This is a genomic window from Mitsuaria sp. MSU3D, from assembly GCF_056867975.1.
In genome coordinates this window covers 959522-982893 of sequence record NZ_CP200314.1, presented here as the reverse complement: position 1 = coordinate 982893, position 23372 = coordinate 959522, and the positions used below count along the sequence as shown (strand labels likewise).

Below are 23372 nucleotides of genomic sequence, written 5' to 3'. Positions count from 1 at the left end.
GGACTCCCTTCTCATCAAAGTCGATCACCATGCCTCTTCCCCTCCTCGCCACCGTGCTCGCTCCCGCCGTCTCGTCGCTTGTCGGCGGTCTCGTCCAGAAGGGCGTCTCCAAACTTGCCGGGCCACGGGCCGGCATGATGGCCGGCGACCTCGCCGGCGCCGTCGCGCCCAGCCTGATGCAGAACGCGGGCGCCGGCGTGCCTTCGACTTTCCCCCAGAGGCGCTGACCGCAACCAGCACGGGGCTGCTCATCGGCAGCCTCGCACCCAGCCATCGCAACGAGCCAGGTCTGCACCCACCCGATCCATGAACCGGGACTGCGACCGGCCACTGCCGCACGGTGTGGTCCCCTTCGGAAGACACACCATGACTGGCCTGTTCCCGCTCGGCGTTCCGAGCGGCCCCTCGCTGCCGCCGGACGATCCGGTGAGCGTCACCTTGGGTCACCGCTTTCTCTCGTCGCGTCCCCAGGTGATCGACGACTTTTCCGGATCCGGCTTCCTGCCGCTGCTGCGGATGCTGGCGCGCGTTCGCAACCTCGACGGCCCGGACGACATCGCGAGCGGCATTCCGACGGCGATGTCCCGGGCCCAGGCGCCCTACGCGGAGATGGGGCTGCTGGCCGCCTTCTTCCCGCTGGTCGCCGCCGCCGCGGTGGGCGCGGTCAGGTCGGCGCGCGCGGGCTACGCGCAGGACTATCCCGACAGTGTGCGGCGCACCCTGGACCAGCAGCAGCGGCTGATCGACGCATTGAGGCACGGGAACAGCGTCGGCAACGGCAACGGCAACGGCAACGGCAACGGCAACGGCGAATCGGAAGCCACGCTGCAGCCGCTCATCGACCTGCACGCGCAGGGCGTCGAGCGATTCGAGGCGCGTCGACGGCATCGCGACAAGGGCCTCCTCTCGCTGCTGAAGCACAACCTGACCAGCAAGCGGCTTCACACCCCGGGCAACGGCGTGCTGAGCGACGCCTTCAACAAGCGGGCCGCCGACATCATCGCCGAGCGCCTCGCACGCCACTGGCGGCTGGACACCGAGGAGACGAGTTATCAATCGCACCTGCTGCGCAAGTGCGAAGGCGAGCGGCAGGTGGCCAAACGCACCCGGACCGTCAGGCTGCTGACGGGCATCGGCATGCCGGGCATGGCGGCCGGCATGGTGGCCTCCATGGGCAAGTCGGCGGCCTCCGCCGGCGCGGTGGCGGCGCAGGCCGCGGGGAGCGTGTCCAGCCAGGTGGCCGCCGAAGCGGCCCATCACGCCCTCGGGGCGGCGACTGGCGGCATCATGATGGGCGCCCAGTTGGCCCAGGGCCTGTCGGGCGTCGTGAACGGACGCCTCCATGCCGCGCAGCACCGCCAGATCCGCCGCGACCGGGACGCCTTGCAGGCGATCGCCGCCGACCTGCCCGAACGCGTTCCGACGCTGTATGCGCGGGACGCGCGGTTCCGGCTGGCCGACAGCGCCAGGAGCCAGGCGTGCGACGCGATGCTGAGCGCGGGCCAAGGATTGATGCTGGGCGCCTCCGTGTCGACCTTCGCCTGCCCGCCCGTGGCCCTGGCGCTGGCGGTTCCGGGCATCGCCCTCACGCTGGGCGGCAGCGTGGGCGCCGGCATCAACGAGGCGCATCGGGACGGCTATCTCGGCGAACAGGCGCCGGCGTCGATGAAGGCGGCGATGCGCCTGGGCAACCTCGGGTCGCGCTTGCGCGAAGGGACGCTGGGCCAGGTCTTGCGGGAGGTCGCCGACCGGTTCGAGGGTCACCAGGACCGGGCCTCGCTGGCGCGCCGTCGGCGCGATCCGAAGTCCCGCGGCGGGGAGACCGGATTCGCGCCTCAGGAACAGTGGGCAGGCGAGCTGCGGCAGCACCCGGCCAGCGCCGCCATCACCGCGCTGAAGTCTTTCCGGCAGGAGGTGTTCTTCGCCACGGCCCGCGATCTGGCACGCCGCCGGGATCCGGCGACGCAGGCGCTGTTCCATGACGCGACCGGGCGCCGGCTGAAGACGCTGACTGACGATGAACGCTTCGCGCGGTACCTGGCCGCCGATCCCGAGGCCCGGGCCATCCAGCGGCGACGGCACAACGAGATCCTCGCGCGCCACCTCCAGGCGGTGGACCGCTTCGGACGCGCCGACAGCCGCGAGGCCCTGACCGACCTGGCGCACGTCAAGCGGGACCGCGCCGCCCGACACGGGCCCACGCCCCCAGCGATGCGAGCGACATGAGCGGCAGGAGCGGCAGGAGCGGCAACAGCAACTAGAGCGGCGGACCGGACACGACCGGCGCCATCGGACCGACGAAAAAAGGGCTGCTTCCCAGCAGCCCTTTCCGGTTCACGGGCCCCGCCACGACGGGGCCTTGGCGCGGCGATCAGCCGTGCTTCGCGTCGAAGAACTGTTCGTCCTCCGTCGATCCCTTCAGCGCCGCGGTCGACGCCTGCGCCTCGATCGTGGTGGTGACCGCGTCGAAGTAACCGGTGCCCACTTCGCGCTGGTGCTTCACCGCGGTGAAGCCCTTCTCGGCGGCGGCGAATTCAGCCTCCTGCAGCTCGACGAAGGCGCTCATGTTGTTGCGCGCATAGCCGTAGGCCAGGTTGAACATCGAGTAGTTCAGGCTGTGGAAGCCGGCCAACGTGATGAACTGGAACTTGTAGCCCATCGCGCCCAGCTCGCGCTGGAACTTGGCGATCGTGGCGTCGTCCAGGTTCTTCTTCCAGTTGAAGCTCGGCGAGCAGTTGTAGGCCAGCAGCTTGCCGGGGAACTTCGCGTGAATGGCTTCGGCGAAGGCCTTGGCGAAGGCCAGGTCCGGCTTGCCCGTTTCGCACCAGATCATGTCGGCGTACGGCGCGTAGGCCAGGCCGCGGCTGATGGCCTGCTCCAGGCCGTTGCGGGTGCGGAAGAAACCTTCGACGGTGCGCTCGCCGGTGCAGAAGGGCTTGTCGTTGTCGTCGATGTCGCTGGTCACCAGGTCGCCGGCCTCGGCGTCGGTGCGGGCCAGCAACACGGTCGGCACGCCCATCGTGTCGGCGGCCAGGCGCGCCGCCACCAGCTTGGCCACCGCTTCACGCGAAGGCACCAGCACCTTGCCGCCCATGTGGCCGCACTTCTTCGCGGCGGCCAGCTGGTCTTCGAAGTGCACGCCCGAAGCGCCCGCCTCGATCATGGCCTTCATCAGCTCGAAGGCGTTCAGCACGCCGCCGAAGCCGGCTTCCGCGTCCGCGACGATGGGGGCGAAGTAGTCGATGTCGCTCTTGCCTTCGCTCCATTGGATCTCGTCGGCGCGCTTGAAGGTGGCGTTGATCTTCTTGACGACCTTCGGCACCGAGTCCACCGAGTACAGCGATTGGTCGGGGTACATCTCGCCATTGCTGTTGGCGTCGCCGGCGACCTGCCAGCCGGACAGGTAGATCGCCTTCAGGCCGGCCTTGACCTGCTGCATGGCCTGGTTGCCGGTCAGCGCGCCCAGCGAGTTGATGAAGGGCTCGGTGTTCACGAGGTTCCACAGCTTCTCGGCGCCGCGCTTGGCCAGCGTGTGCTCGATGTTGATGGAGCCGCGCAGGCGGACCACGTCGGCCGCCGAGTAGCCGCGCTGGATGCCCTTCCACCGGGGGTTCTCCGCCCAGTCCTTCTCGAGGGCGGCAATCTGCTGTTCGCGGGTCAAGGTCGTCATGGTGAGCTCCTGGTGGTTCGAGTGAAGTTGCAAAACCGATGGCTCAAATCTAGACGCCTGGACCTCCGGCGTGTGAGGCGATGTCTTATATAAGACTGATTTTTTATTCCTTTGAAATCAACGACTTGGAAAACAGAAACCGGATCGTGAGAACAGCTCTTCCATGATGAGAAATCTTGCGGCACTGCAGCACGTCAGTTTTTTGCATGCCGGCAAGTTCTTTTCATAATTTGAAATCCATCGATGCACCGCGCGGACGGATTCATTGCAAATGAAGGAGTCACTCCCTCATTTGCAGCAGGCGGTCGGCGCTCAGTCGCAATTCGATGGTCGACCCTTTGAGTCCGCCCACCGCACTAGAGCATTCGTGCCGCGACCTGATTTCAGGCCGCCGCGCGCCGGGACACCGGTCGTGCTCCGCGGCACCGTGGCGACCTCCCGATCGCGCGGCGGTTTTCAAGGAAAAACGATGATTGGTGCAATTGCAAGTGCTGTGCTTCCGGGCCTGCTGGGCGGCGTCGGCGGCAACAAGGGTTCGGGTTCCGCAGGCGGCGGCGGCGGCCTGCTGTCGGGCATCGGCGGCATCGCCAACAGCCTGACCGGCGGCCTGCTGGGCGGCGCGGCCAACTCGCTGGGACTGGGCAAGCTGTTCGGCGGCTGATCCGCACCCGGCGGTGCGGCGGATGTGGCGACAGCGGTCTCTTGACCACCTGTCGCCCGCATCCGGCGCTATCCGGCCACGCTGACAAGGGGCGCTTCGTGCGCCCCTGTTCTTTGGTGACATGGCGATGTTTCATCGCGCATCGCCCGGCACAACTGCACGTTCGCGCCGATTCACCCCGCACGTTGTCAGACAACTAGCTTCTACAGTCCTTCCCATGCACGCGCCAGCAAGCCTGTTGGTGCGGCGTTAAGAGCGCACACCGATGATCCATCGGCCACGGCGTTGTATGACAACTGGCTTCCGCCATGACGGAAGTCGAGACTGGGGAGATGCTGTGAAACTGAATGACATGCGCCTGTCGGTGCGGCTGGCAACGGGCTTCGGCGTGGTGCTGCTGCTGGTGGCGGCGCTCATGACCGTCGGCTGGCTGGGACTGAACCGGACCGCCGACGCCACCCGCACCATGATGGCGGTGCCGCTGCAGAAGGAGCGCCTGGTGAGCGAGTGGTACATGCTGACCATCGTCGGCGTGAAGCGCTACACCGCCATCGCCAAGAGCACGGACGCCTCGCTGGCCGACTACTTCGCCGGCGACGTGAAGATCTCCACCGCGCGCGGCAACGAGATCGTCAAGGCGTTGGACGAGCTGCCCAAGAGCGACGCCGAGAAGAAGGTCGTCGCCGAGCTGACCGAGGCGCGCCAGACCTACATCGCGACGCGCAACAAGATCGCCGAGCTCAAGAAGAGCGGCGACACCGACGCCACCGAGCGGCTGCTCAACGACCAGTTCCGTCCGCAGGCCGAGGCCTATCTCCTGAAGATGACGGGCTACCTGAAGTTCCAGCAGCAGACGCTGGACGAGATGGCCGCGGAGGTCGACCACGTGACGCAGCGCGCGCAGACCCGCATCACGGTGATGGGCCTGCTGGCGATCGTGGCGGGCACGCTGTTCGCGTGGGCGTTGACGCGCTCGGTGACCAAGCCGCTGTCGGAAGCGGTGCGGCTGGTCGAGGCCGTGGCCGAAGGCGACCTCACCCGCGCCGCGCCCCCGCAGGGCAAGGACGAGATCGGCGCGATGGTCGGCGCCCTGGAGCGCATGCGGACCAGCCTGCAGACGGCGATCTCGCAGGTGCGCGAGTCCTCGGAGAACATCCAGAACGCCTGCCACGAGGTGTCGGCGGGCAACCAGGACCTGAGCCAGCGCACCGAGCAGACGGCGTCCAACGTGCAGCGCGCGGCCAGCACGATGGAACAGCTCAGCGGCACCGTCGGGCACACGGCCCAGTCGTCGGGAGAAGCGAACAAGCTCGCGGTGGCGGCGTCCTCGGTGGCGGAGCGCGGCGGCCAGGTCGTGGCGGAGGTCGTCACGCGCATGCAGGGCATCCACGACAGCTCGCGCAAGATCGCCGACATCATCGGCACCATCGACGGCATCGCGTTCCAGACCAACATCCTGGCGCTGAACGCGGCGGTCGAGGCGGCGCGCGCCGGCGAGCAGGGCCGCGGCTTCGCGGTCGTCGCCTCGGAGGTGCGCACGCTGGCGAGCCGCTCGGCGGCCGCGGCCAAGGAGATCAAGTCGCTGATCGCGGCCAGCATGGAGCAGGTCGAAGCCGGCACCGGGCTGGTGAACCGCGCGGGCGACACGATGAACGAGGTGGTTCAGGCCATCGCCCAGGTCAACCGCATCGTGGGCGAGATCAGCGTCGCCAGCGCCGAGCAGGCGACGGGCGTGTCGCAGGTGTCCAGCGCGGTCAGCGAGATGGACGCCGCCACACAGCAGAACGCCGCGATGGTCGAGGAGATCGCCAGCGCGGCGTCCAGCCTGCGCGGCCAGGCGCTGGGCCTGGTCGACGCGGTGCGGGTCTTCCGGATCAGTCGAGCTTGAGCTTCTGCTGCTCGACGACCTTCTTGTAGACCGCGTACTCGGCCTTGATCTGCTCGGTGAACTGCTCGGGCGTATTGCCGATCACGATCGAGCCAGTCTCCTCGATGCGCTTCCTGACCTCGGGCATCTCGACGGTCTTGCGCGCGGCCTCGTTGATCTTGGCCACGACTTCCTTGGGCAGGTTCTTCGGGCCGAGGATGCCGTAGTAGGCCATGCGGTTCACGGGCTCGAGGCCGAGCTCCTTGAAGGTCGGCACATTGGGCAGCACGGCCAGGCGCTGCGGCGCCGCGACGGCGATCGCGACCAGGCGGCCGTCCTTGATGAAGGGCAGCGCCGACGGCAGGTTGTCGAAGATCATCGGCACCTGGCCGGCGACGGTGTCGTTCAGCGCGGGGCCCGCGCCGCGGTACGGGATGTGCGTGACGAAGACGCCGGTCAGGCTCTTGTACAGCTCCATCTGCAGGTGGCCGATGCCGCCGGTGCCCGAGGTCGAGTAGCTGTACTTGCCGGGGTTCTTCTTCAGTTCGGCGACGAAGGCCTTGTAGTCCTTGGCCGGGAAGGACGGATGCACGGCGATCACGTTGGGCGTGGCCGCGAGGTTGATGATGGGCGTGAAGTCCGTCAGCGGGTTGTACGGCGTCTTGGGATTGATCGCGGGGTTGGTGGCCGTGGTGGACACGGTCGCGACGCCGAGGGAGTAGCCGTCGGGGGCGGACTTGGCGGTGTCGTTGGCGCCGATGATGCCGCCGCCGCCGGCCTTGTTCTCGACGATCATCGTCTGGCCCAGCGGCCCGTTGATGTGCTGCGCGACGACGCGGGCCACGATGTCGGTCGTGCCGCCCGGCGCGAACGGCACCACCAGCTTGACCGGCTTGGTCGGATAGGACTGGGCCAGCGCCGCGGCGCAGGACAGCGACAGCGTGCTCAGCAGCAGGCCGTGTTGGAGGATCGAGCGACGGTTCATTGGGCTCCTCGTCTTTTGAACAATAGGTAACGTGATCGGAACAGCTTAAGTATGTGCCGGCTGGCCCGGCCTAGCGGAACTACGTAGAGACCTCGTCACAGGAGCGGGAAACCCCTGGCGCGGTCTGAGGCTGCGTTCGGGAGTTCCGATGTGACCAGGCGAGCCCCCGCAGCGGGAGGCTTCACCACGTTTAACCACAGCCAACCCCCGCTGACGACAGGAGGAAGTACCTTGGCTGCGCGCCGCTGATTCCCATGCGGCAACGAAAGGTCTCTCGATGCGCACCGCCCCTCCTCATCCCTGTTCATCCGCTCACGCCCGCTGGCTGGCACTCGCGGCGCTGGTGTTCTGCGCAGGCGCGATCGCGGCACCGCCGCAGGCCTCCGAGGCGCTGCCATCACCGCCTTCGTCCGAGGCGTCGATCGTCGTGCGGCACGACTTCGCCGATGTCGACGGACACCGCGTCTTCTATCGGGAAGCCGGTCCGGCCGATGCGCCCGCGATCCTGCTGCTGCACGGCTTCCCCAGTTCGTCCCACCTGTTTCGCGAGCTGATCCCCAAGCTCGCGCGGCGCTACCGCGTGATCGCGCCGGACATCCCCGGCTATGGCCTGACCGAGGTGAAGGCCGGCGCCTCGTTCGGCTACACCTTCGACGAGTTGGCGCGCGTGGTCGAACGCTTCGCCGAGACCCGCCAGCTCCAGCGCCATGCGCTCTACGTCTTCGACATCGGCGCGCCCATCGGCTGGCGGCTGGCGGTCGCGCACCCCGAGCGCATCACTGCCATCGTGTCGCAGAACGGCAATGCCTACGAGGAAGGTCTGAGCCCCGGCTGGGCGCCGATGCGCAAGTACTGGTCGGATCCGTCCCCCGCCAACCGAGAGCCGCTGCGCGGCCTGTTCAAGCGGGAGACGACGAAGTGGCAGTACCTGGAGGGCGTCAGCCAGCCTGACCGCATCGCGCCCGAGAACTACCTGCTGGACCAGCTCTTCCTCGATCGCCCGGGCCAGGAAGACATCCAGCTGGCCGTGCTGCTCGATTACCGCTCCAACCTGAAGCAATACCTGACCCTCCAGGACTACTTCCGCAAGCACCAGCCGCCGCTGCTCGCCGTCTGGGGGGCCAACGACCCGTTCTTCCTGCCCGCAGGCGCGACGGCCTTCCAGCGGGATCTGCCTCGGGCCGAGGTCCATCTGATCGAGGGCGCGGGGCACTTCGCCCTGGTCTCCCACGGCGACGAGGTCGCCCGGCGGATGCTGGACTTCCTCGATCGCCAGATCCCTCGACCCGCGCCGCGCTGAGCCGACGCCCCGGCCGGTCGCCGCAAGGCGATTGGCCATGACCCCGGCTCAAGTCCTGAGCGACGCGAGGAAGCGCAGCAGGTGGCCGAAGTACACAGCCTGGTCGTCCCACATCGCGAGGTGGCTGCCGTTCGGGCAGATCGCCGCCTTCGCGTCGGGCATCAGCGTGGCCATGCGACGGATGTCCTCGGGATCCATCGTGTCGTGCCGCGCGCCCAGCAGCAGCGTGCGCGTGCGGATGTCCCTGAGCCGGTCCCACGAGGACCAGTCCTTCAGGTTTCCGCTCACCTCGAATTCGCTGGGCCCCTGCATCTGCACATAGATCGCCTTGTTGAAGTGCTTGAAGCTGCGCATCAGCGCATCGGGCCAGGGGTCGAGCCGGCAGATGATCTTCGTGTACAGATGGGTCAGGATGATCTGCTCGTACTCGGGGTTGTCGAAGTCCCGTGCGGCCTCGAGGACGTTGAGCCGTTGCAGCAGTGGCGCGGGGAGCAGCGTCTCTTTCAGGTGGTTCACAGGCTTCAGGTAGGCCTGCATGCCCGCGACCATGTTGGAGACGACCAGGCCCTTCAACACCTGGGGATGCCTGAGCGCGTACTCCATCGCGAGCAGCCCGCCCCACGAGTGGCCGAACAGCACGAACTGCTCCAGGCCCAACGCCAGGCGCACCTCTTCCACTTCCTCCAGATATCGCGGCAGGGTCCATAGCGTCGGGTCCTCGGGCTGGTCCGAGTTGTTGACGCCGAGCTGGTCGTAGAAATAGATCTCGTAGCCCGCATCCGGCAGGAAGGCCGCCATCGCTTCCAGGTACTCGTGCGAGAACGCCGGGCCGCCGTGCAGCAACAGGATCTTCGTCTTGCCGCTGCCGACGCGCTTGGTCCAGACCTTGTACCTGCCGCCGACCACCGGCACCAGCCGCACGCCGGCCGTGCGCACGCCCACGGGGTTCAGCCCGTCCGGCACGCGGGCCGCGATGTCGGCGCCGCGCGCCGCTGCGGTGGCCGCCGCCGCGCCCGTGGAGACGACCAGCGCGCTGGTGGCCGCGGTGACCGCCGTCGCAGCAGCGGCACCGGCGGCCAGGAAACTTCTTCTGTCAGTCATGGAGGTTCTCCAGTGAAAAATGCCCTAGCGGGCAGGAGGCGCCCTCGCGTCAGGAGGACGCGCGCCAGGAGGCGTCGCGCCGCTGCGTGGATGGCATCAATTCAGCGAGGCGAGCTCATACCGCGGCGACCGTGTGAACTCGACGATGCCAAGCTCCGCCGCGATGCTCGCGGCCTCGGTGCGCGTGGACGCGGCGAGCTTGCCGAGGATGGCCTTGACGTGGCTCTTGACCGTGCCCGGCGCGATGCCGAGGTTGGTCGCGATGGACTTGTTGCATTGCCCGCGCGCCAGCAGCTGGAGGACGGTCTCCTCGCGGCAGGTCAGCGGCTCGCGCGAGAAGTTGGCGGCGACCCGCTGCGCCACCTCCGCGCACACATAGCTGCGGCCGGCCGCGAGCGCGTCCACGGCAAGCAGCAGTTCGGTTTCAGTGCAGGACGCCAGCAGCACGCCGCCCAGCCCTCGACGCAGCGCGGACAGCATCGGCTGCTCGCGCGCCTGCGACGAGACGACCAGCACGCTCGCGGCACGCTGCGGATCGGCGCGGCTCGCCGACAGCCCTTGCACGCCCCTCGACCAATCCGTCACGAGCACCTGAGCCGGCAGCCCGTCGAGCGCTTCGCCCGGCTGCATCAGCTGCAGGTGGGGGGCGCGATGCAGCGCGGCGCGAAGACCCATCGCGAGCAGCGGCTCCTCGTGATCGACGGCGACTCTCAGCAGACCGGAGGGGGCACGAACCATGATGAACTCCTGTTCGTGCACCGGCACGACTGGCCGTCATCGTCGACCCAAGGACGATGGGGCGTCGAGTTAGTTCCGGTTAAGAACCATAAGCCGCGGTGCACGACGGTCCATCGTTTTTCACCGGGAAACGTCGAAGGTGCCAGGTCATGCGCGGCCGCCACCGCTCCCGGTTAATCATGGTGAAACGAGGTGAGACGCGGCGTTCACGCCGTGTCCACCGGGCTTCCACCTTCCATACTCGTCTCACCGCCATCCGCAGGAGACCCGCGTGGATCAACGCCCCCCCTTCCCTCCTAGCGCTGCGATGTCCGCAAGACCCACCGTGATCGAGCTCTCCCACGAGGTGCCGGTTGTTGAAGCGGGACTTCGTCAGATCCTCGGCGCGTGGCCCGAATTCGAGCTGAGGCCGTCGTCCCATGACACCGCGCATCCACCCGCGCCGCAGGGGGCGCCGGACGTGCTCGTCCTCGACCCGGCGCGAGCCATGCAACGCACGGTGCGACAGGCCTGGCAGCACGCGGCCGCGCCGCCCTCCGGCCCATCGCCCCGCACGCAGACGCTGATCGTCGCGATGGACGGCCAGACGCTCGACGTGCGCGGCGCCGTGGAGGCCGGCATCCGGGGCTATGTGATGGTGAGCTGTGGTCGCGACGAGATCGTCCGGGCCGTCAGGGCCGTGGCGGCGGGTCATCGCCATCTCTGCACGGCGGCCTCGCTGCGCCTGGCCGACAGGCTGGATCAACCCACCCTGACCCTGCGCGAGCGCGAGGTGCTGGCGCTCGTCCTGCGCGGCCTGAGCAACAAGGAGATGGCGCGCTCGCTCGCGATCTCCGAGGGCACGGTGAAGGCGCACCTGCGCACGCTCTTCTCGAAGCTCGGCGCCCGGTGCCGCACCGAGGCCCTGTGGATCGCCTCGGAGCGCGGACTGCTCACGCGACCCAGCCCCGCGGACGGCGCACCTGTCCGAATGGACGAGCCGAGCATGACCGCACGTGCGTTGGCGCCGGGCGCCCTTCTTCCGAGACTGGGGACTCGTTACGCAACCCCGACTTTCTCCGAGGAGGCCCCATGCCCATCACCGCCACCGCCAGCGCTGCATCCCGCCTGATCACGCCGACCGATCACACCCTGGTGCTGATCGACTTCCAGGCGCAGATGGCCTTCGCCACGCAGTCCATCGACGGCGTGAGCCTGCGCAACAACGCCGCCATCGTGGCCCGTGCCGCCGCCGGCTTCAAGGTGTCCACGATCCTGACGACCGTCGCGGCGCGCAGCTTCTCCGGCCCGATGTTCGACGAGGTCACCGACGCCTTCCCCGCCCAGGAACTGATCGACCGCAGCACGATGAACTGCTGGGAGGACGCCAACGTCGTCCGCACCCTCAACGCCATCGGCAAGCCGCGCGTGGTCCTTGCGGGCCTGTGGACCTCCGTGTGCATCGTGGGGCCGGCGCTGTCCGCGCTGGAACAGGGATTCGACGTCCACGTGCTCACCGACGCCTGCGGCGACGTCACGGCGGAGGCCCATGAGCGCGCCGTCGCCCGCATGGTGCAGGCAGGCGCGCAGCCGATGACCTCGCTGCAGTACCTGCTCGAACTGCAGCGCGACTGGGGCCGCGCCGAGACCTACGAACTCACCACCGGCATCGCCCGGCAACTGGCCGGCGCGTACGGCGTGGGGATCGCCTACGCCAACGCGATGTTCGGCGCGACCGAAGGCTGACGCGCTTCCCCCATCCACCCCTTCTTCATTTCTTCCTTCTTTCCTTCAACCCTGAAAGGTTTCCCATGAAGCACTCCGCCCACGCCTGGGCCCTGGCGACATCGCTGCTGCTGGCGTTCGCGCCGCACGGCGTCCAGGCCGCCCCCACCGCCGCCAAGGAAGCGACGAACGTCGTCAGCACGGCGGCGGTCAGTTATCGCACGGTGAAGATCGACGGCCTCAACATCTTCTACCGCGAAGCGGGTCCGAAGGATGCGCCGGTGCTGCTGCTGCTGCACGGCTTCCCGACCTCGTCGCAGATGTTCCGCAACCTGATCCCGCGCCTGGCCGATCGCTACCGCGTGATCGCACCCGACTACCCCGGCTACGGTCAGAGCGACATGCCGGCCATGGACAAGTTCCAGTACAGCTTCGACAACCTCGCCAAGGTCATCGACAAGTTCACCGAGGCCGTCGGCGCGAAGCACTACGCGATGTACGTGCAGGACTACGGCGCGCCGATCGGCTACCGCCTCGCGGCCGCGCATCCCGAGCGCATCACCGCGATCGTGGTCCAGAACGGCAACGCCTACGACGAAGGTCTGGACAACGAGTTCTGGGTCCCCGCCAAGGCTTACTGGGCCGACAAGTCCGTGGCCAACGGCAACAAGCTGCGCGGCCTGTTCGAGCTGTCCGCGACGAAGTGGCAGTACGCGGAGGGCTACCGCGACGCGGCCCACATCAGCCCCGACGCCGCGGCCACGGACCAGTTCTACATGGACCGGCCGGGCAACAAGGACATCCAGCTCGAGATGTTCTACAGCTACGGGACGAACCCGCCGCTGTACCCGTCCTGGCAGGCCTATTTCCGCAAGCATCAGCCGCCCATGCTGATCGTCTGGGGCAAGGGCGACAAGATCTTCCCGCCCGCCGGCGCCCACCCCTATCTGCGTGACCTGCCCAAGGCGGAGCTGCACCTGCTCGACACCGGCCACTTCGCGCTCGAGGAGGAGAGCGAGAAGATCGCCGGGCTGATGCGCACCTTCCTGCAGAAGAACGTCAAGGCGTCGAAGTAAGCGAAGGCGTCGACGTCATCGACGTCATTGACGTCTCCGATGCCGTCGGCGCAGTCGATGCATCGCTGGCGCCGCCGAGCTCGCTCAGCAGCTCGGCGGCGCTCATCAGATCCCGCGTCGCGAATCCTTCGGTGAACTCATGCTCCGCGTCCGCGGCGGCCCAGGCCAGCGCGCCGCGCAGATCGTCGATGGAACGTCCGTCGGCCGCGGCCCAATCGTCCGCGGGCCGCTTCGCCCATTCGGCGCCGGCGCGCTCGAGCGTCGCGCACAGGTAGCGCGCATGGCGTCCGCGCACGGCCGGCTCCTCGCGGGCGGCCCGCAGTCGTTCGATGCAATAGGTCCGCGTCGTCTCGAGCAGGCGATAGGCCACGCCGGACGCGTCCAGGTCCGCCGCCAGCAGCGACTTGGCGGCGAGTTGCGCCAGTCCCTCCGCGGCCTCCGCGCCCGGCAGATCCGCGACGGCCGCGGCGCCCTCGCTGTCGAAGACGCCCGCGAACACCGACACCGCCCGCAACAGCGCGGCTTCGCCGTCCGACAGCAGACCGTAGCTCCAGTCGAGCGTCGCGGTCAGCGTGCGATGCCGCTCGGGGCCGGCGCGTCGCCCTTGCAACAGGCGGAAGCGGTCGTCGAGCTGCTGGAGCAGGCCGCCGACGCTGAACGCATCGACGCGCGTGGCGGCGAATTCGATCGCCAGCGCCAGGCCGTCCAGCCGCCGGCAGATCTCGGCCACCCTTGGCGCATCGCCGTCACTGAGCGCGAACGATGCCAGGCGTTCGGTCGCCCGCTCCACGAAGAGCTGGATGGCGGGGAACGCCAGGGACTGCGCGGCGCTCAGCTGCGCGGAGGCGGCCGGCGCCGCCAGACCGGGCAGCCGGCGCACGCGTTCGCCCTTCACGAGCAGCGGCTCGCGGCTCGTGACCAGGATCTTCACGCCGGCCGCTTCCGCCAGGATGCGATTCACGCAGGCGGCGGCCGCGTCGATGAGGTGCTCGCAGTTGTCGATCACGAGCAGCAGTTGCTGGTCGCGCAGGCAGTCGCACAGTGCGGCCAGCATGTCGGCCGAATGCGCCACCATGCCGATCGCGGTCGCGACGACATGCGGAACCAGCAACGGATCCTTCAGGGGCGCGAGGTCCACGAGCCATGCCCCGTCCTTGAACGACGGGAGCGCGCCCTGGGCGACGGCAAGCGCCACGGTCGTCTTCCCGATGCCGCCCGGCCCGAGCAGCGACATGAGCCGCGACCCTTGCAGGTCCTGCTGCAGGGCGGCGATCGCGTCCGCCCTTCCGACCACCCGTGTCGTGCCGGTCGGCAGGTTGTGCCTGCGCAAGGGCGCCACCTTCTTCGGCGAGGGTTCGGGCGATTCCGGGACATGGACGTCGGCGATGAACCGGTACCCCCGGCCGATGACCGTCGCGATGTATCGCGGGTCGCCGACGCCTTCGCCCAGCACGCGCCGCAGGCCGGCCATGTTGACCTTGAGATTGCTCTCGTCGACGACCGTGCTCGGCCAGGCGCGCGCCATGAGCTCGCGTTTGGTCACCATCTCCCCGGGACGCTCGACCAGCGCCGTGAGGAGGTCGAGCGCACGCCCGCCGATCCTCGATGGCGTGCCGCCGTTCAGGAGCAGCTGCCGTTCAGGCAGCAGGGTGAAGGGCCCGAAGACGAACTGCCTGCGAGGCCGCGCCGCGACATCCATGATCCACTCCCCGGGGGGCCGGCCGGAACGGCCCGATGGGCGGGAACTCTAGGAGCCGCGTATCGACGCCGCCAGCCACCACGCAGGGATCGCCCACTCACTCGATCGAGTGAGTGGCACGGCATTTTTCTTGACCGAGCCGGAACGCCGGCGGTAAGGTCGCCCGCTGATTCCGAACCGCGCCTCGCGCGCCGCCCATGTCCCTGTCCCCGTCCGTGCCCGGCTCCCCCGAGCGCCCGATCCGCCTGCTCGTCGTCGACGACCATCCGATGGTCCGCACCGGCATCGGCGCGGTGATCTCGGGACAGCCGGACATGACGCTTCTTGCCGAGGCCGAGGACGGCCTCGAGGCCGTGGCGATGTACGAGCGGCACCGCCCCGACATCACGCTGATGGACCTGCAGATGCCGCGCATGAACGGCATGGTCGCGATGGGCGAGATCCTGAAGCGCTGGCCCTCGGCGCGCATCGTCGTGCTGACCACCTACCGCGGCGACGTGCAGGCCCTGCGCGCGCTCAAGATCGGGGCCTGGGGCTATCTGTTGAAGAACACCTTGCGCAAGGAACTGGTGTCCGCCGTGCGCGACGTCCATGCCGGCAGGCGCTACGTCGCCGCGGAAGTGGCACTCGAACTGTCCCGTCGGGTCACGGACGAGGCGCTGTCGCCGCGCGAGGTCGAGGTGCTCGGCGAAGTGGCCGCGGGCGGCGCCAACAAGCAGGTCGCGGACCGGCTCGGCGTGTCGGAGGAGACGGTCAAGACCCACATGAAGAACATCCTGGTCAAGCTGGGCGCCAGCGACCGGCTTCAAGCCGTCGTCATCGCCATGCGGCGCGGCATCCTCAACGAGGATCTCTGACCGGCCGCGGCCGTGATCCGGCCCCCGTCAGCCACTGCAGCCAGCCGCGCCGCGTCCGCCGGTAGGCCAGACGCCCCGGCACCCGCAGATGCACGGCGGTGCCGCCGGCGTCCGAGCGGACCTCCAGGATCGCCCGCAGGCGGGCGGCCCGTTCGCGCATGCCGACCAGGCCCCAGCGGTCGGCGTGCCGGACCGCGGTGTCGAAGCCGCGTCCGTCGTCCGACACCCGCAGCGAGAACGACCGGGGCGTGTAGGCGATGTCCAGCCGCACGGTCGCGGCCTCGGCGTGGCGGAACGCGTTGCTCAGGGCCTCGGTGGCCAGGCGCTGACACTCCTGCAGCACGATCGGGTCGAGGGCCCTCACGGCGCCCAGCACCTCGGCCCTGAAGGCGACGCCGGTGTCCTGCGACCAGCGTTCGCCGATCAGTTGCAGATCCGCGGCCAGGTCGATCGACAGGTCCGCCGGCTCGCGCAGGTTCAGCACGGCGTCCCGGCCCACGGCGATCACGTCGTCGGCGCTGTCCAGCGCGTGTTCCATCAGCTCGCGCGCGGGCTCATGCGGGGGGATGCGCTCCATCGCGGAATGGAAGCGCAGCATCAGGCCCTGCACGGCCTGCAGGAAGGTGTCGTGCAGCTCGCGCGCGATGCGCTCTCGTTCCACCATGCGTTCCTCCAGCCGCAGGCGCAGCCGGTCGTTGACCGCGCGCAGGCGCATCAGGTACAGCAGCCACAGCGCGCCAAGCACCGCGATCACGCACAAGGCGATGAACCACGGCGTCTGCACGAAGGCGGGCGGGATGACGACCTCGACGCTGGCGCCCGTGTCGCTCCAGAGGCCGTCGTTGTTGGCGGCAGTCACCTGGAATCGATACCGGCCCGGCGCCAGGTCCTTGAAGTAGACCTCGCGGTGATTGCCGATGTCCTGCCATCCGGCGCCCGCGTCACCCGAATCACCCATTGCGCCTGCATCGCTCGCATCGGCCAGGCGATAACGGAAACGCACCCGCTCCGGCATCGTCAGGCTGGGCGCGGTGAAGGTGATCTTCAGATCGCGCGTGCGGAGCGGCAGTCGGGTCGGTGCATCCGCCGAGAAGGGATGGAGCGTACCGTCCGCGACGATGGCCTTCACCACCACCGTGGGGGCGACCGTGTTGCGCGGTCGTTTCGACGGGTCCATCCACACGACGCCGTTCACCGTGGCGAACCAGATCCGGCCGTCGTTGCCTTCGGCGCCATCGGGCACGCCGGGCAGGCCGTCGAGGTAGTCGAGCAGCTCGTGGCGGAGGCGATGGTCGGGACGCCCGCGGGCCAGCTGCAGCTCGGCCGCGTCCAGGCGGACCGGGCCCTCCACCGTGCTCAGCCACAGGTCCCCGGAAGCGGTCGGCACGATGCCCACGACGCCGATGAACGGCCCCCGCGTGCCTTCGACCGCCTGGAGGGCCAGCCGCTGTTCCTGCCGCTCATGCAGACGCTCATCCAGCCTCCACAAGCCCTTCTGTGTACCGATCCAGAGCGTCTCCCCCTGCTGCACGAAGACGGACACCTCTCCCAGCACCGGGCGCGGCGGCGTTTCCGCGGGCGCCACGACGGTGGCGAACCGGTCGCCGTCGAGCACGCCGACCCTGCCGTCGTCATAACCGAACCACACCCGTCCGCGCGCATCGGTGAACAGGGCCGTCACGTTGTTGACGGGCATGTCCGTGCGTCCTCCCCATAGCGTCCACTGGTCGCCGACGACGCGGTACACGCCGACTCGGAGCACGGACACCCACATGCCGCCTTGCGGATCCTGGGTCATCGCCTCGATGTTGGAATAGGCGTTGGTTCCGGGCTGACTCGGGGCTGCGGCGGCGGCCCCGCGGCGCGCCGACCGGCGCCAGCGGTGATCCGGCAGGCGCTCCAGGATCGAATCGTCGGCGGCGGCCCACAGCGTGCCGGACGGGTCGGTGTAGAGGACGTCGATGCCGGCCCGGAAATGCGGATCGGACCTGACCTGTTCCTGCGCGCCGGGAGACGAGCGGAAGAGGTTGCCTTCCGAGGTCCCGATCCAGACGCCGCCGTCCCGGGCCGGGGCCAGCGGGTACTCCATCGCCCCCACGTCCAACGGCAGCCTGCGCAGCGCGGGCGCGCGGATCCGGTCCAGCCCGCTGCGGGTGGCTATCCAGATGTTGCCTTCGCGGTCCTCCAGCACCTTCGCCAGGGAGGTGCCGGTGAGCGTCATCAGCGCGGTGGTCTCCGACCGCGCGGCCCGCGCAACCCGCGCGATGGTCGCTGCAGTCGTGGAGGCCGCGGAGGTTCTGCCATCAGGAGCGGCCGGGAAGCGTCCGCCGCCCTTGAGTCCTCCGAACCACAGCTGACCCTGCCGGTCGAACCCGCAGCGGTTGGCACCGATGTCGACCGGGCGATCCGTCCAGCCGGGAATGACGGCCGGCTCGCGGGACGAGGCGGGCGACGTCAGCGCCATCACCCGGGTGTCCATGCACACCATGGCGGTGCCGTCCGGATGCAGCACCAGCGTCGAGTAGTCGCTCCTCGGGATGGTCGCGGCGAAGGTCTCGAACCGGGCGGCCCCCTTGCGGAGGAAGTAGACCCGGTCGGCGCTCATCACCCACAAGGTGCGGTCGCGGTCGAGCACCAGGGCGTCCACGGGTTCCGTCGGCACGTGCCAGGCGCTGTTGGCCGGGGACCAGCGGCCGCCCTCCAGCCGATAGAGGCCCCGGGTGGTCCCGGCCCAGATGGTGCCGTCGCCGTCCTGCCCCAACGCGCTCACCGACGATCGCGGCAGGCCTTGATCCGGGCCGTGGTTGACCAGCCGACCCTGCTGCAGGCGGCTCACGCCACCGAGGTGATGCCCGATCCACAACGCGCCGTCCGCGGCGACGTTCAGGGAGTAGATGTCCTGGGACAGGAGCGGGACGCCGTCGACGCCCGAAAAGCGCTCGAAGCTCACGCCGTCGAAGCGGAACAGCCCGCCCGGGCTTCCCAGCCACAGGAAGCCGTCCGGGGTCTGGACCATGGCGGCAATGCCGGTCGGCACGCCGTCACGGACGGTCCACTGGGTGTGATACAGCTCGTCGACGCTGTAGTCCGCCGGCAGGGCCCAGACGGCGGCGCCGGTCAGCCATGCGATGGCGACCGCGGCCAGCCGGCCGATCAAGGTCTGGCGCAAACGCGGGACGATCCGTTGGAGAGCTCTTTTCAATCACAGGCCCGTGGATGGGAGGGGGCCATTATCTTTACTGGCTCACAGATGCTCGCTCACATCCGCTGACTCACAGGGACTGACTCACGTCGCGGAGCCGTCTGCCTCGCCCAGGCCACGGCGCGACGCGCCAGCGCCGCAGTCGCATCGATCACCGGCAGTCCGGCCGACTGCTCATCGAGCACCAGCGGGATCTCGGTGCATCCGAGCACGAGCGCACGGGCACCCCGTGCCCGCAAGCGCTGCGCGGCCGCGGTCAGTCGCGGCGCCGCCATCGCGAGTTGCCCCGCCTTGACCTCCGCGATGGCCGGCATGATCAGCTCGAGCATCTCGCCCGCGGTCGGCAGCAGCCATTGCACCGCCCTGCCCCGCGGCGGCCTGCGGTTCAGATAGAGCCCGGAGGCCAGCGTCGCGTCGGTCGCCAGCAGGCCGACCTTGCCGCCTTCCGGCACGAGGTCGAGCGCCTCGGCGATCGCCGCGTCCACGAGGTGGATCATCGGCAGGCCCAGCGCCTGTTCGAGGTCGTCGAACCACAGGTGCGCGGTGTTGCAGGGCACGACGACCACGCCCGCGCCCGCCGCGGCCAGGCGACGGCCGCTGACGATCATCGCGGCGAGCGGCGATTCGCCCTCGCCACGGAAGGCCGCGGTGCGGTCGGGGACCTGCGGGATGCTGCTCACCACGACGGGGATGTGCTCCTGGTCCGTGGCGGCCGGCGTGGCGGCCAGCAGCTTGCGCATGAAGTCGACCGTCGCCAGCGGACCCATGCCGCCGAGGACGCCGACGATGCCCGGCGCGGCGGGCAAGGCTCCGCCCTCGCCGCGCGCGGGTCGCGGTGTGGTGTGCGTCATGACGGGATCAGTGCGCGATCAGCGCGCGGGCTTGTCCGACAGCGCCTGCAGGTTCTCCTGCAGCTCGCGGCTCATCGGCGCGCCCAGCGTGATGCCCTTGGGCGGGATCGGCGACTGGAACCACTTCTTGTAGAGCGCCTCGAACTCGCCGCTCTTCATCAGGCCCGTCAGCGTGGCGTCGACCAGCTTCTTGAACGCGGCATCGTCCTTGCGGACCATGATCGCGTAGGGCTCCACCTGGACCGGATCGCCGACCACCGCGAGCTCGGCCGGATTGAGCGCCCCGGCGCGCAGCCCGTACAGCAGGATGTCGTCCATCGCGAACGCGTCGGCCCGGCCCGACTGCACCAGCAGCGCGGCGTCGGCATGGTCCTTGGCGCCGAGCATCTCGAAGCCCAGGTTCTGCTCCTGGTTCATCCGCCGCATCACCTGGTAGTTGGTCGTGCCGGTGGTCGACACGACCTTGCGTCCCTTCAGGTCGGCGAAGGTCTTGATCGGCGAGCTCGACTTCACCAGCAGCCGGGTGCCCGTGTAGAAGTAGTTGATCGCGAAGTCCACCTGCTTCGCGCGCTCGCTGTTGTTGGTGGTGGAGCCGCATTCGATGTCGATCGTGCCGTTGTCCAGCAGCGGGATGCGGTTTTGCGAGGTCACGGACTGCGTGGCCACCTTCAGGTCGGCGCGGCCGGTGGCCTTCTTCACCTGCTCGACGACCTTGCCGCAGATCTCCCAGCCGAAACCGGTCGGCTGCCCGTCCGCGCCGAGGTAGGAGAACGGGATCGAGGAATCCCGGTACGCGACGGTGATCACGCCCGAGGACTTCACCTTCTCGAGCGTGCCCGAGGGCTGCGCCGCGGCGGGCCCAGCGATGAACGCGGTCATGGCGGTCAAGGCGCAGACGGCGATCGACGCGATCGGAGCCGTCGAGGCGAAGGACACGGCAACGGCACGGGGAGCGGGCATCTTCATGGCGTATTCCTTTGTCGGGAGAAGTGAAGTTTGCATGGCGTCAACGATAGTGGCCATCGCCGTTTGCGAGCATCGGGATCGCGCCGCTTCGTATAAGCTGGTCTTATGTTCGTCGGCAATGTCCATCCATGCGACTGAAGCACATCGAGGTCTTCCACGCGGTCATGCTGACGGGCTCCGTGAGCGCGGCCTCGAAGCTGCTGCACGTCACCCAACCGGCGGTGACCCAGTCGCTGCAGCTGGCGGAGCTGCAGCTGGGGTACGCGCTGTTCACGCGGCAACGGCGGCGCCTGATGCCCACGCGCGAGGCGCAGGCGCTCTACCCGGAGGTGCAGGCGCTGATGTCGCAGCTGGAATCGGTGCGGCGCATGGCCACGGCACTGGGCACCGGCGAGGGACAAGGCTTCCGCATCCTGATCGTGCCCTCGCTGGCCGTGAAGGCCCTGCCCGACGCCTTGAAGGTCTTCCGCCGGCGCTATCGCGATCTGCCGATCAGCGTGCGGACGCTGCATTCGAACGACATCGCGCGGGCGATGCTGCTCCAGGAAGGCGATGTCGGCATCGTGTACGGACGCCCGTCCCACGCGGCACTCTCCGAAGAACTCGTCGCCACCGGGCGGCTGGTCTGCGCGTCGCCCCGCAGCAAGGCGGGTGCGGACCGTCGCACGACGGTGGCGCTGCAGGACCTCCTGCGGGAGCCGTTCATCCGCATCGACGAGCACGATCCGCTGGGCGCCGTGCTCGCCGATCAGTGGGCGCGACTGGCGCTGTCGCCGCGCGCCGGCATCACGGTGCAGACGCACCACATCGCCATGGTGATGGCCGAGCAGGGATTCGGGCCGGCCATCATCGACTCCTTCACCGCCCAGGCCAGCGGCGGCGACCTGCACATCCGCACGCTGCTGCCGGAGGTGCCGGTCGAGGTCCGCGCCGTCCAGCCGCAAGGGCTGCATTCGCCGCAGCCGGTCGCGGACTTCATCGCGGCGTTCAGGCAGGCGATCGAGGAATAGCGTCCTGCGCCAGCGCCCACTCGATGTGCTCGGCCACGACGGGCGTCGCCGTCGGCAACGCGGCGGTCAGCGCCGCCAGCAGGTCCGAGCGCAGATCCGGCGCCAGGTCTTGCCTCAGCGCGTTCCCCATCGCCACGGCGATGTTGCGTTGCCATCGCGCATGGCCGATGCGTCGGATCGCGGAGCCTTCGGTGCGCTTGAGAAAAGTCGCCTCGTCCCAGCCGAAGAGTTCCAGGAGCGACGCATGTCCCAGCGGCTCGCGCCATTCGAAGTCCGGCAGCGGGTTCCTGCGCGCGAACTTGTTCCAGGGGCACGCGAGCTGGCAGTCGTCGCAGCCGTAGATGCGGTTGCCGATCGCCTCGCGGAATTCGATCGGGATGGGACCGTCCTGCTCGATCGTCAGGTAGCTGATGCAGCGCCGCGCGTCGAGGCGGTACGGGGCGATGATCGCCCCCGTCGGGCAGGCGTCGAGGCAGGCGCGGCACTGGCCGCAATGCGCGGTGACCGGCTCGCTGGTCGGCAGCGCGAGGTCCAGGTAGATCTCCCCGAGGAAGAACATCGACCCGCTGTCGCGATGCAACGTCAGCGTGTGCTTGCCGCGCCAGCCGATGCCGGAGCGGCTGGCGAGCTCGACCTCCAGCACCGGCGCGGAATCGGTGAACACGCGGTGCCCCATCGGGCCGACGCGTTCCTGGATACGGTCCGCCAGTTGCTGCAGCCGCTGGCGCAACACCTTGTGATAGTCCCGGCCGCGGGCATAGAGCGAGACCTGCGCGCGCGCCGGGTCGCGCATCGCGGCCCATTCGCGGTCCTGCCAGTCGTCGCCGGCGGCCTCGGGCAGGTAGTCCATGCGGGCGGTCAGGATGCTGATCGTGCCCGGCACCAGTTCGGCGGGTCGAGCGCGCTTGAGGCCGTGCGCGGCCATGTACCGCATCTCGCCATGGAAACCGGCGTCGAGCCAGGCCTGCAAACCGGCTTCCGCGTCGCTCAGATCGACGTGGGCCACCCCAATCTGTGAGAATCCGAACTCAAGCGCCCAGGCGCGGACCTCGACCATCAGCGCACGCAGCGCGTCGGGGTCTCGGGAGGGGCTCGACGGGTCATCGGAGGACGCGTCGGGCCGTGGCGTGTTGACCAGGGAATTCATCGCAGTTGAGCATTCTAGAAACCCGCCCGTACCGTTGGCCCGACGAGGCCGCCTGCGAACGTTTCGCACAGGCGTTGGCCCGCTGTCCGCAGATCGCGGACCTGAGCATTGAACTCGACGGCGGCCTGGGGGCCGGCAAGACCAGCCTGGTCCGTCATCTGCTGCGCGCGCTGGGCGTCACCGGCCGCATCAAGAGCCCGAGTTATGCCGTGGTCGAAGACTACGCCCCGCCGGGCCTGGCCGGCCTGCCCGCCCATCATTTCGACTTCTACCGCTTCAGCGATCCGCGCGAGTGGGAGGACGCGGGCTTCCGCGACCTGTTCGCCGCGCCGGGGCTCAAGCTCAGCGAATGGCCCGAGAAGGCCGCCGGCATGCTGCCGACGCCGGACCTGCGGCTGTTCCTCACGGTCAACGACGACGACAGCCGCGACGTTCGGGCTGAAGCGCACACGGTGCGGGGTCAGGATTTGCTGGTGGAGTTGGACCGGCAACTGGCCGGACCGTCCCACTGATCCGACGGCAAGCGCCCGCCACACAT

Annotated in this window: 20 protein-coding genes; 11 read left to right on the top strand and 9 right to left on the bottom strand. The window is 68.9% G+C overall.

What is annotated here, in order from left to right; all coding sequences use genetic code 11:
- Positions 1-29: 29 nt before the first annotated feature.
- Together AC1VNM_RS04455 and AC1VNM_RS04450 are read left to right on the top strand one after the other, a co-directional pair.
- On the top strand, positions 30-227 hold the full coding sequence (locus tag AC1VNM_RS04455; protein WP_483106018.1) for a hypothetical protein: 198 nt from the start codon (positions 30-32) through the stop codon (positions 225-227).
- Positions 228-366: 139 nt separating this feature from the next.
- On the top strand, positions 367-2226 hold the full coding sequence (locus AC1VNM_RS04450; protein ID WP_483106017.1) for a hypothetical protein: 1860 nt from the start codon (positions 367-369) through the stop codon (positions 2224-2226).
- A gap of 145 nt (positions 2227-2371) precedes the next feature.
- Here the strand turns inward: AC1VNM_RS04450 and aceA are convergent, their stop codons facing one another.
- Positions 2372-3670 (bottom strand): isocitrate lyase, encoded by a 1299-nt coding sequence (gene aceA, locus AC1VNM_RS04445; protein ID WP_483106016.1) that lies wholly within the window; start codon positions 3668-3670, stop codon positions 2372-2374.
- Between the two features lie 469 nt (positions 3671-4139).
- Between aceA and AC1VNM_RS04440 the strand changes: the two genes are divergently transcribed.
- The gene (locus AC1VNM_RS04440) at positions 4140-4331 is read left to right on the top strand and encodes a hypothetical protein (RefSeq protein WP_483106015.1); all 192 of its coding nucleotides are present in this window, start codon (positions 4140-4142) and stop codon (positions 4329-4331) included.
- A gap of 337 nt (positions 4332-4668) precedes the next feature.
- Positions 4669-6219: a methyl-accepting chemotaxis protein gene (locus AC1VNM_RS04435; protein ID WP_483106014.1), complete on the top strand. Its 1551-nt coding sequence runs from the start codon at positions 4669-4671 to the stop codon at positions 6217-6219.
- On the opposite strand, the gene AC1VNM_RS04430 is transcribed toward AC1VNM_RS04435, so the two are convergent.
- Positions 6206-7183 (bottom strand): tripartite tricarboxylate transporter substrate binding protein BugE, encoded by a 978-nt coding sequence (locus tag AC1VNM_RS04430; protein ID WP_377155601.1) that lies wholly within the window; start codon positions 7181-7183, stop codon positions 6206-6208. The two genes, AC1VNM_RS04435 and AC1VNM_RS04430, sit on opposite strands and share 14 nt — an antisense overlap.
- 277 nt (positions 7184-7460) lie before the next feature.
- Here AC1VNM_RS04430 and AC1VNM_RS04425 point away from each other — a divergent pair, with 277 nt between their 5' ends.
- Positions 7461-8483, top strand: coding sequence for an alpha/beta fold hydrolase (locus tag AC1VNM_RS04425; RefSeq protein WP_483106013.1), 1023 nt, complete (start codon positions 7461-7463; stop codon positions 8481-8483).
- Between the two features lie 48 nt (positions 8484-8531).
- On the opposite strand, the gene AC1VNM_RS04420 is transcribed toward AC1VNM_RS04425, so the two are convergent.
- Positions 8532-9584 carry a proline iminopeptidase-family hydrolase gene (locus tag AC1VNM_RS04420; protein ID WP_483106012.1) on the bottom strand — a complete coding sequence of 351 codons (1053 nt, stop codon included), beginning with the start codon at positions 9582-9584 and terminating at the stop codon, positions 8532-8534.
- A 96-nt stretch (positions 9585-9680) separates the two neighbouring features.
- Positions 9681-10322: a response regulator transcription factor gene (locus AC1VNM_RS04415; RefSeq protein ID WP_377155606.1), complete on the bottom strand. Its 642-nt coding sequence runs from the start codon at positions 10320-10322 to the stop codon at positions 9681-9683.
- A 325-nt stretch (positions 10323-10647) separates the two neighbouring features.
- Here AC1VNM_RS04415 and AC1VNM_RS04410 point away from each other — a divergent pair, with 325 nt between their 5' ends.
- The 3 genes from AC1VNM_RS04410 to AC1VNM_RS04400 all read left to right on the top strand — a co-directional run bounded on the left by AC1VNM_RS04410 (position 10648) and on the right by AC1VNM_RS04400 (position 13102).
- Positions 10648-11433: a response regulator transcription factor gene (locus tag AC1VNM_RS04410; RefSeq protein WP_483106011.1), complete on the top strand. Its 786-nt coding sequence runs from the start codon at positions 10648-10650 to the stop codon at positions 11431-11433.
- Positions 11394-12047 carry a hydrolase gene (locus AC1VNM_RS04405; protein WP_377155609.1) on the top strand — a complete coding sequence of 218 codons (654 nt, stop codon included), beginning with the start codon at positions 11394-11396 and terminating at the stop codon, positions 12045-12047. The genes AC1VNM_RS04410 and AC1VNM_RS04405 overlap by 40 nt, the downstream gene beginning before the upstream one ends.
- Before the next feature lie 65 nt (positions 12048-12112).
- Complete coding sequence (locus AC1VNM_RS04400) at positions 12113-13102, top strand: alpha/beta fold hydrolase (protein ID WP_483106010.1); 990 nt, start codon at positions 12113-12115, stop codon at positions 13100-13102.
- On the opposite strand, the gene AC1VNM_RS04395 is transcribed toward AC1VNM_RS04400, so the two are convergent.
- Positions 13086-14801, bottom strand: a complete 1716-nt coding sequence (locus tag AC1VNM_RS04395) for an ATP-binding protein (protein WP_483106009.1) — start codon at positions 14799-14801, stop codon at positions 13086-13088. The genes AC1VNM_RS04400 and AC1VNM_RS04395 overlap by 17 nt on opposite strands.
- Positions 14802-14998: 197 nt before the next feature.
- Between AC1VNM_RS04395 and AC1VNM_RS04390 the strand changes: the two genes are divergently transcribed.
- Positions 14999-15658, top strand: a complete 660-nt coding sequence (locus tag AC1VNM_RS04390; RefSeq protein WP_483106008.1) for a response regulator — start codon at positions 14999-15001, stop codon at positions 15656-15658.
- Here the strand turns inward: AC1VNM_RS04390 and AC1VNM_RS04385 are convergent.
- The 3 genes from AC1VNM_RS04385 to AC1VNM_RS04375 all read right to left on the bottom strand — a co-directional run bounded on the left by AC1VNM_RS04385 (position 15642) and on the right by AC1VNM_RS04375 (position 20671).
- Positions 15642-18827, bottom strand: a complete 3186-nt coding sequence (locus AC1VNM_RS04385; RefSeq protein ID WP_483106007.1) for a sensor histidine kinase — start codon at positions 18825-18827, stop codon at positions 15642-15644. The genes AC1VNM_RS04390 and AC1VNM_RS04385 overlap by 17 nt on opposite strands.
- A gap of 89 nt (positions 18828-18916) precedes the next feature.
- Positions 18917-19711, bottom strand: coding sequence for a cysteate racemase (gene cuyB / locus AC1VNM_RS04380; RefSeq protein WP_483106006.1), 795 nt, complete (start codon positions 19709-19711; stop codon positions 18917-18919).
- An 18-nt stretch (positions 19712-19729) separates the two neighbouring features.
- Complete coding sequence (locus AC1VNM_RS04375) at positions 19730-20671, bottom strand: amino acid ABC transporter substrate-binding protein (RefSeq protein WP_483109237.1); 942 nt, start codon at positions 20669-20671, stop codon at positions 19730-19732.
- 134 nt (positions 20672-20805) lie between these two features.
- Here AC1VNM_RS04375 and AC1VNM_RS04370 point away from each other — a divergent pair, with 134 nt between their 5' ends.
- On the top strand, positions 20806-21687 hold the full coding sequence (locus tag AC1VNM_RS04370; protein WP_483106005.1) for a LysR family transcriptional regulator: 882 nt from the start codon (positions 20806-20808) through the stop codon (positions 21685-21687).
- Here AC1VNM_RS04370 and queG read toward each other — a convergent pair.
- A complete protein-coding gene (gene queG / locus AC1VNM_RS04365) occupies positions 21665-22744 on the bottom strand; it encodes a tRNA epoxyqueuosine(34) reductase QueG (RefSeq protein WP_483109236.1) in 1080 nt (359 codons plus the stop codon). The genes AC1VNM_RS04370 and queG overlap by 23 nt on opposite strands.
- 95 nt (positions 22745-22839) lie before the next feature.
- Here queG and tsaE point away from each other — a divergent pair, with 95 nt between their 5' ends.
- Positions 22840-23346 carry a tRNA (adenosine(37)-N6)-threonylcarbamoyltransferase complex ATPase subunit type 1 TsaE gene (gene tsaE / locus AC1VNM_RS04360; protein WP_483106004.1) on the top strand — a complete coding sequence of 169 codons (507 nt, stop codon included), beginning with the start codon at positions 22840-22842 and terminating at the stop codon, positions 23344-23346.
- Positions 23347-23372 lie beyond the last annotated feature (26 nt).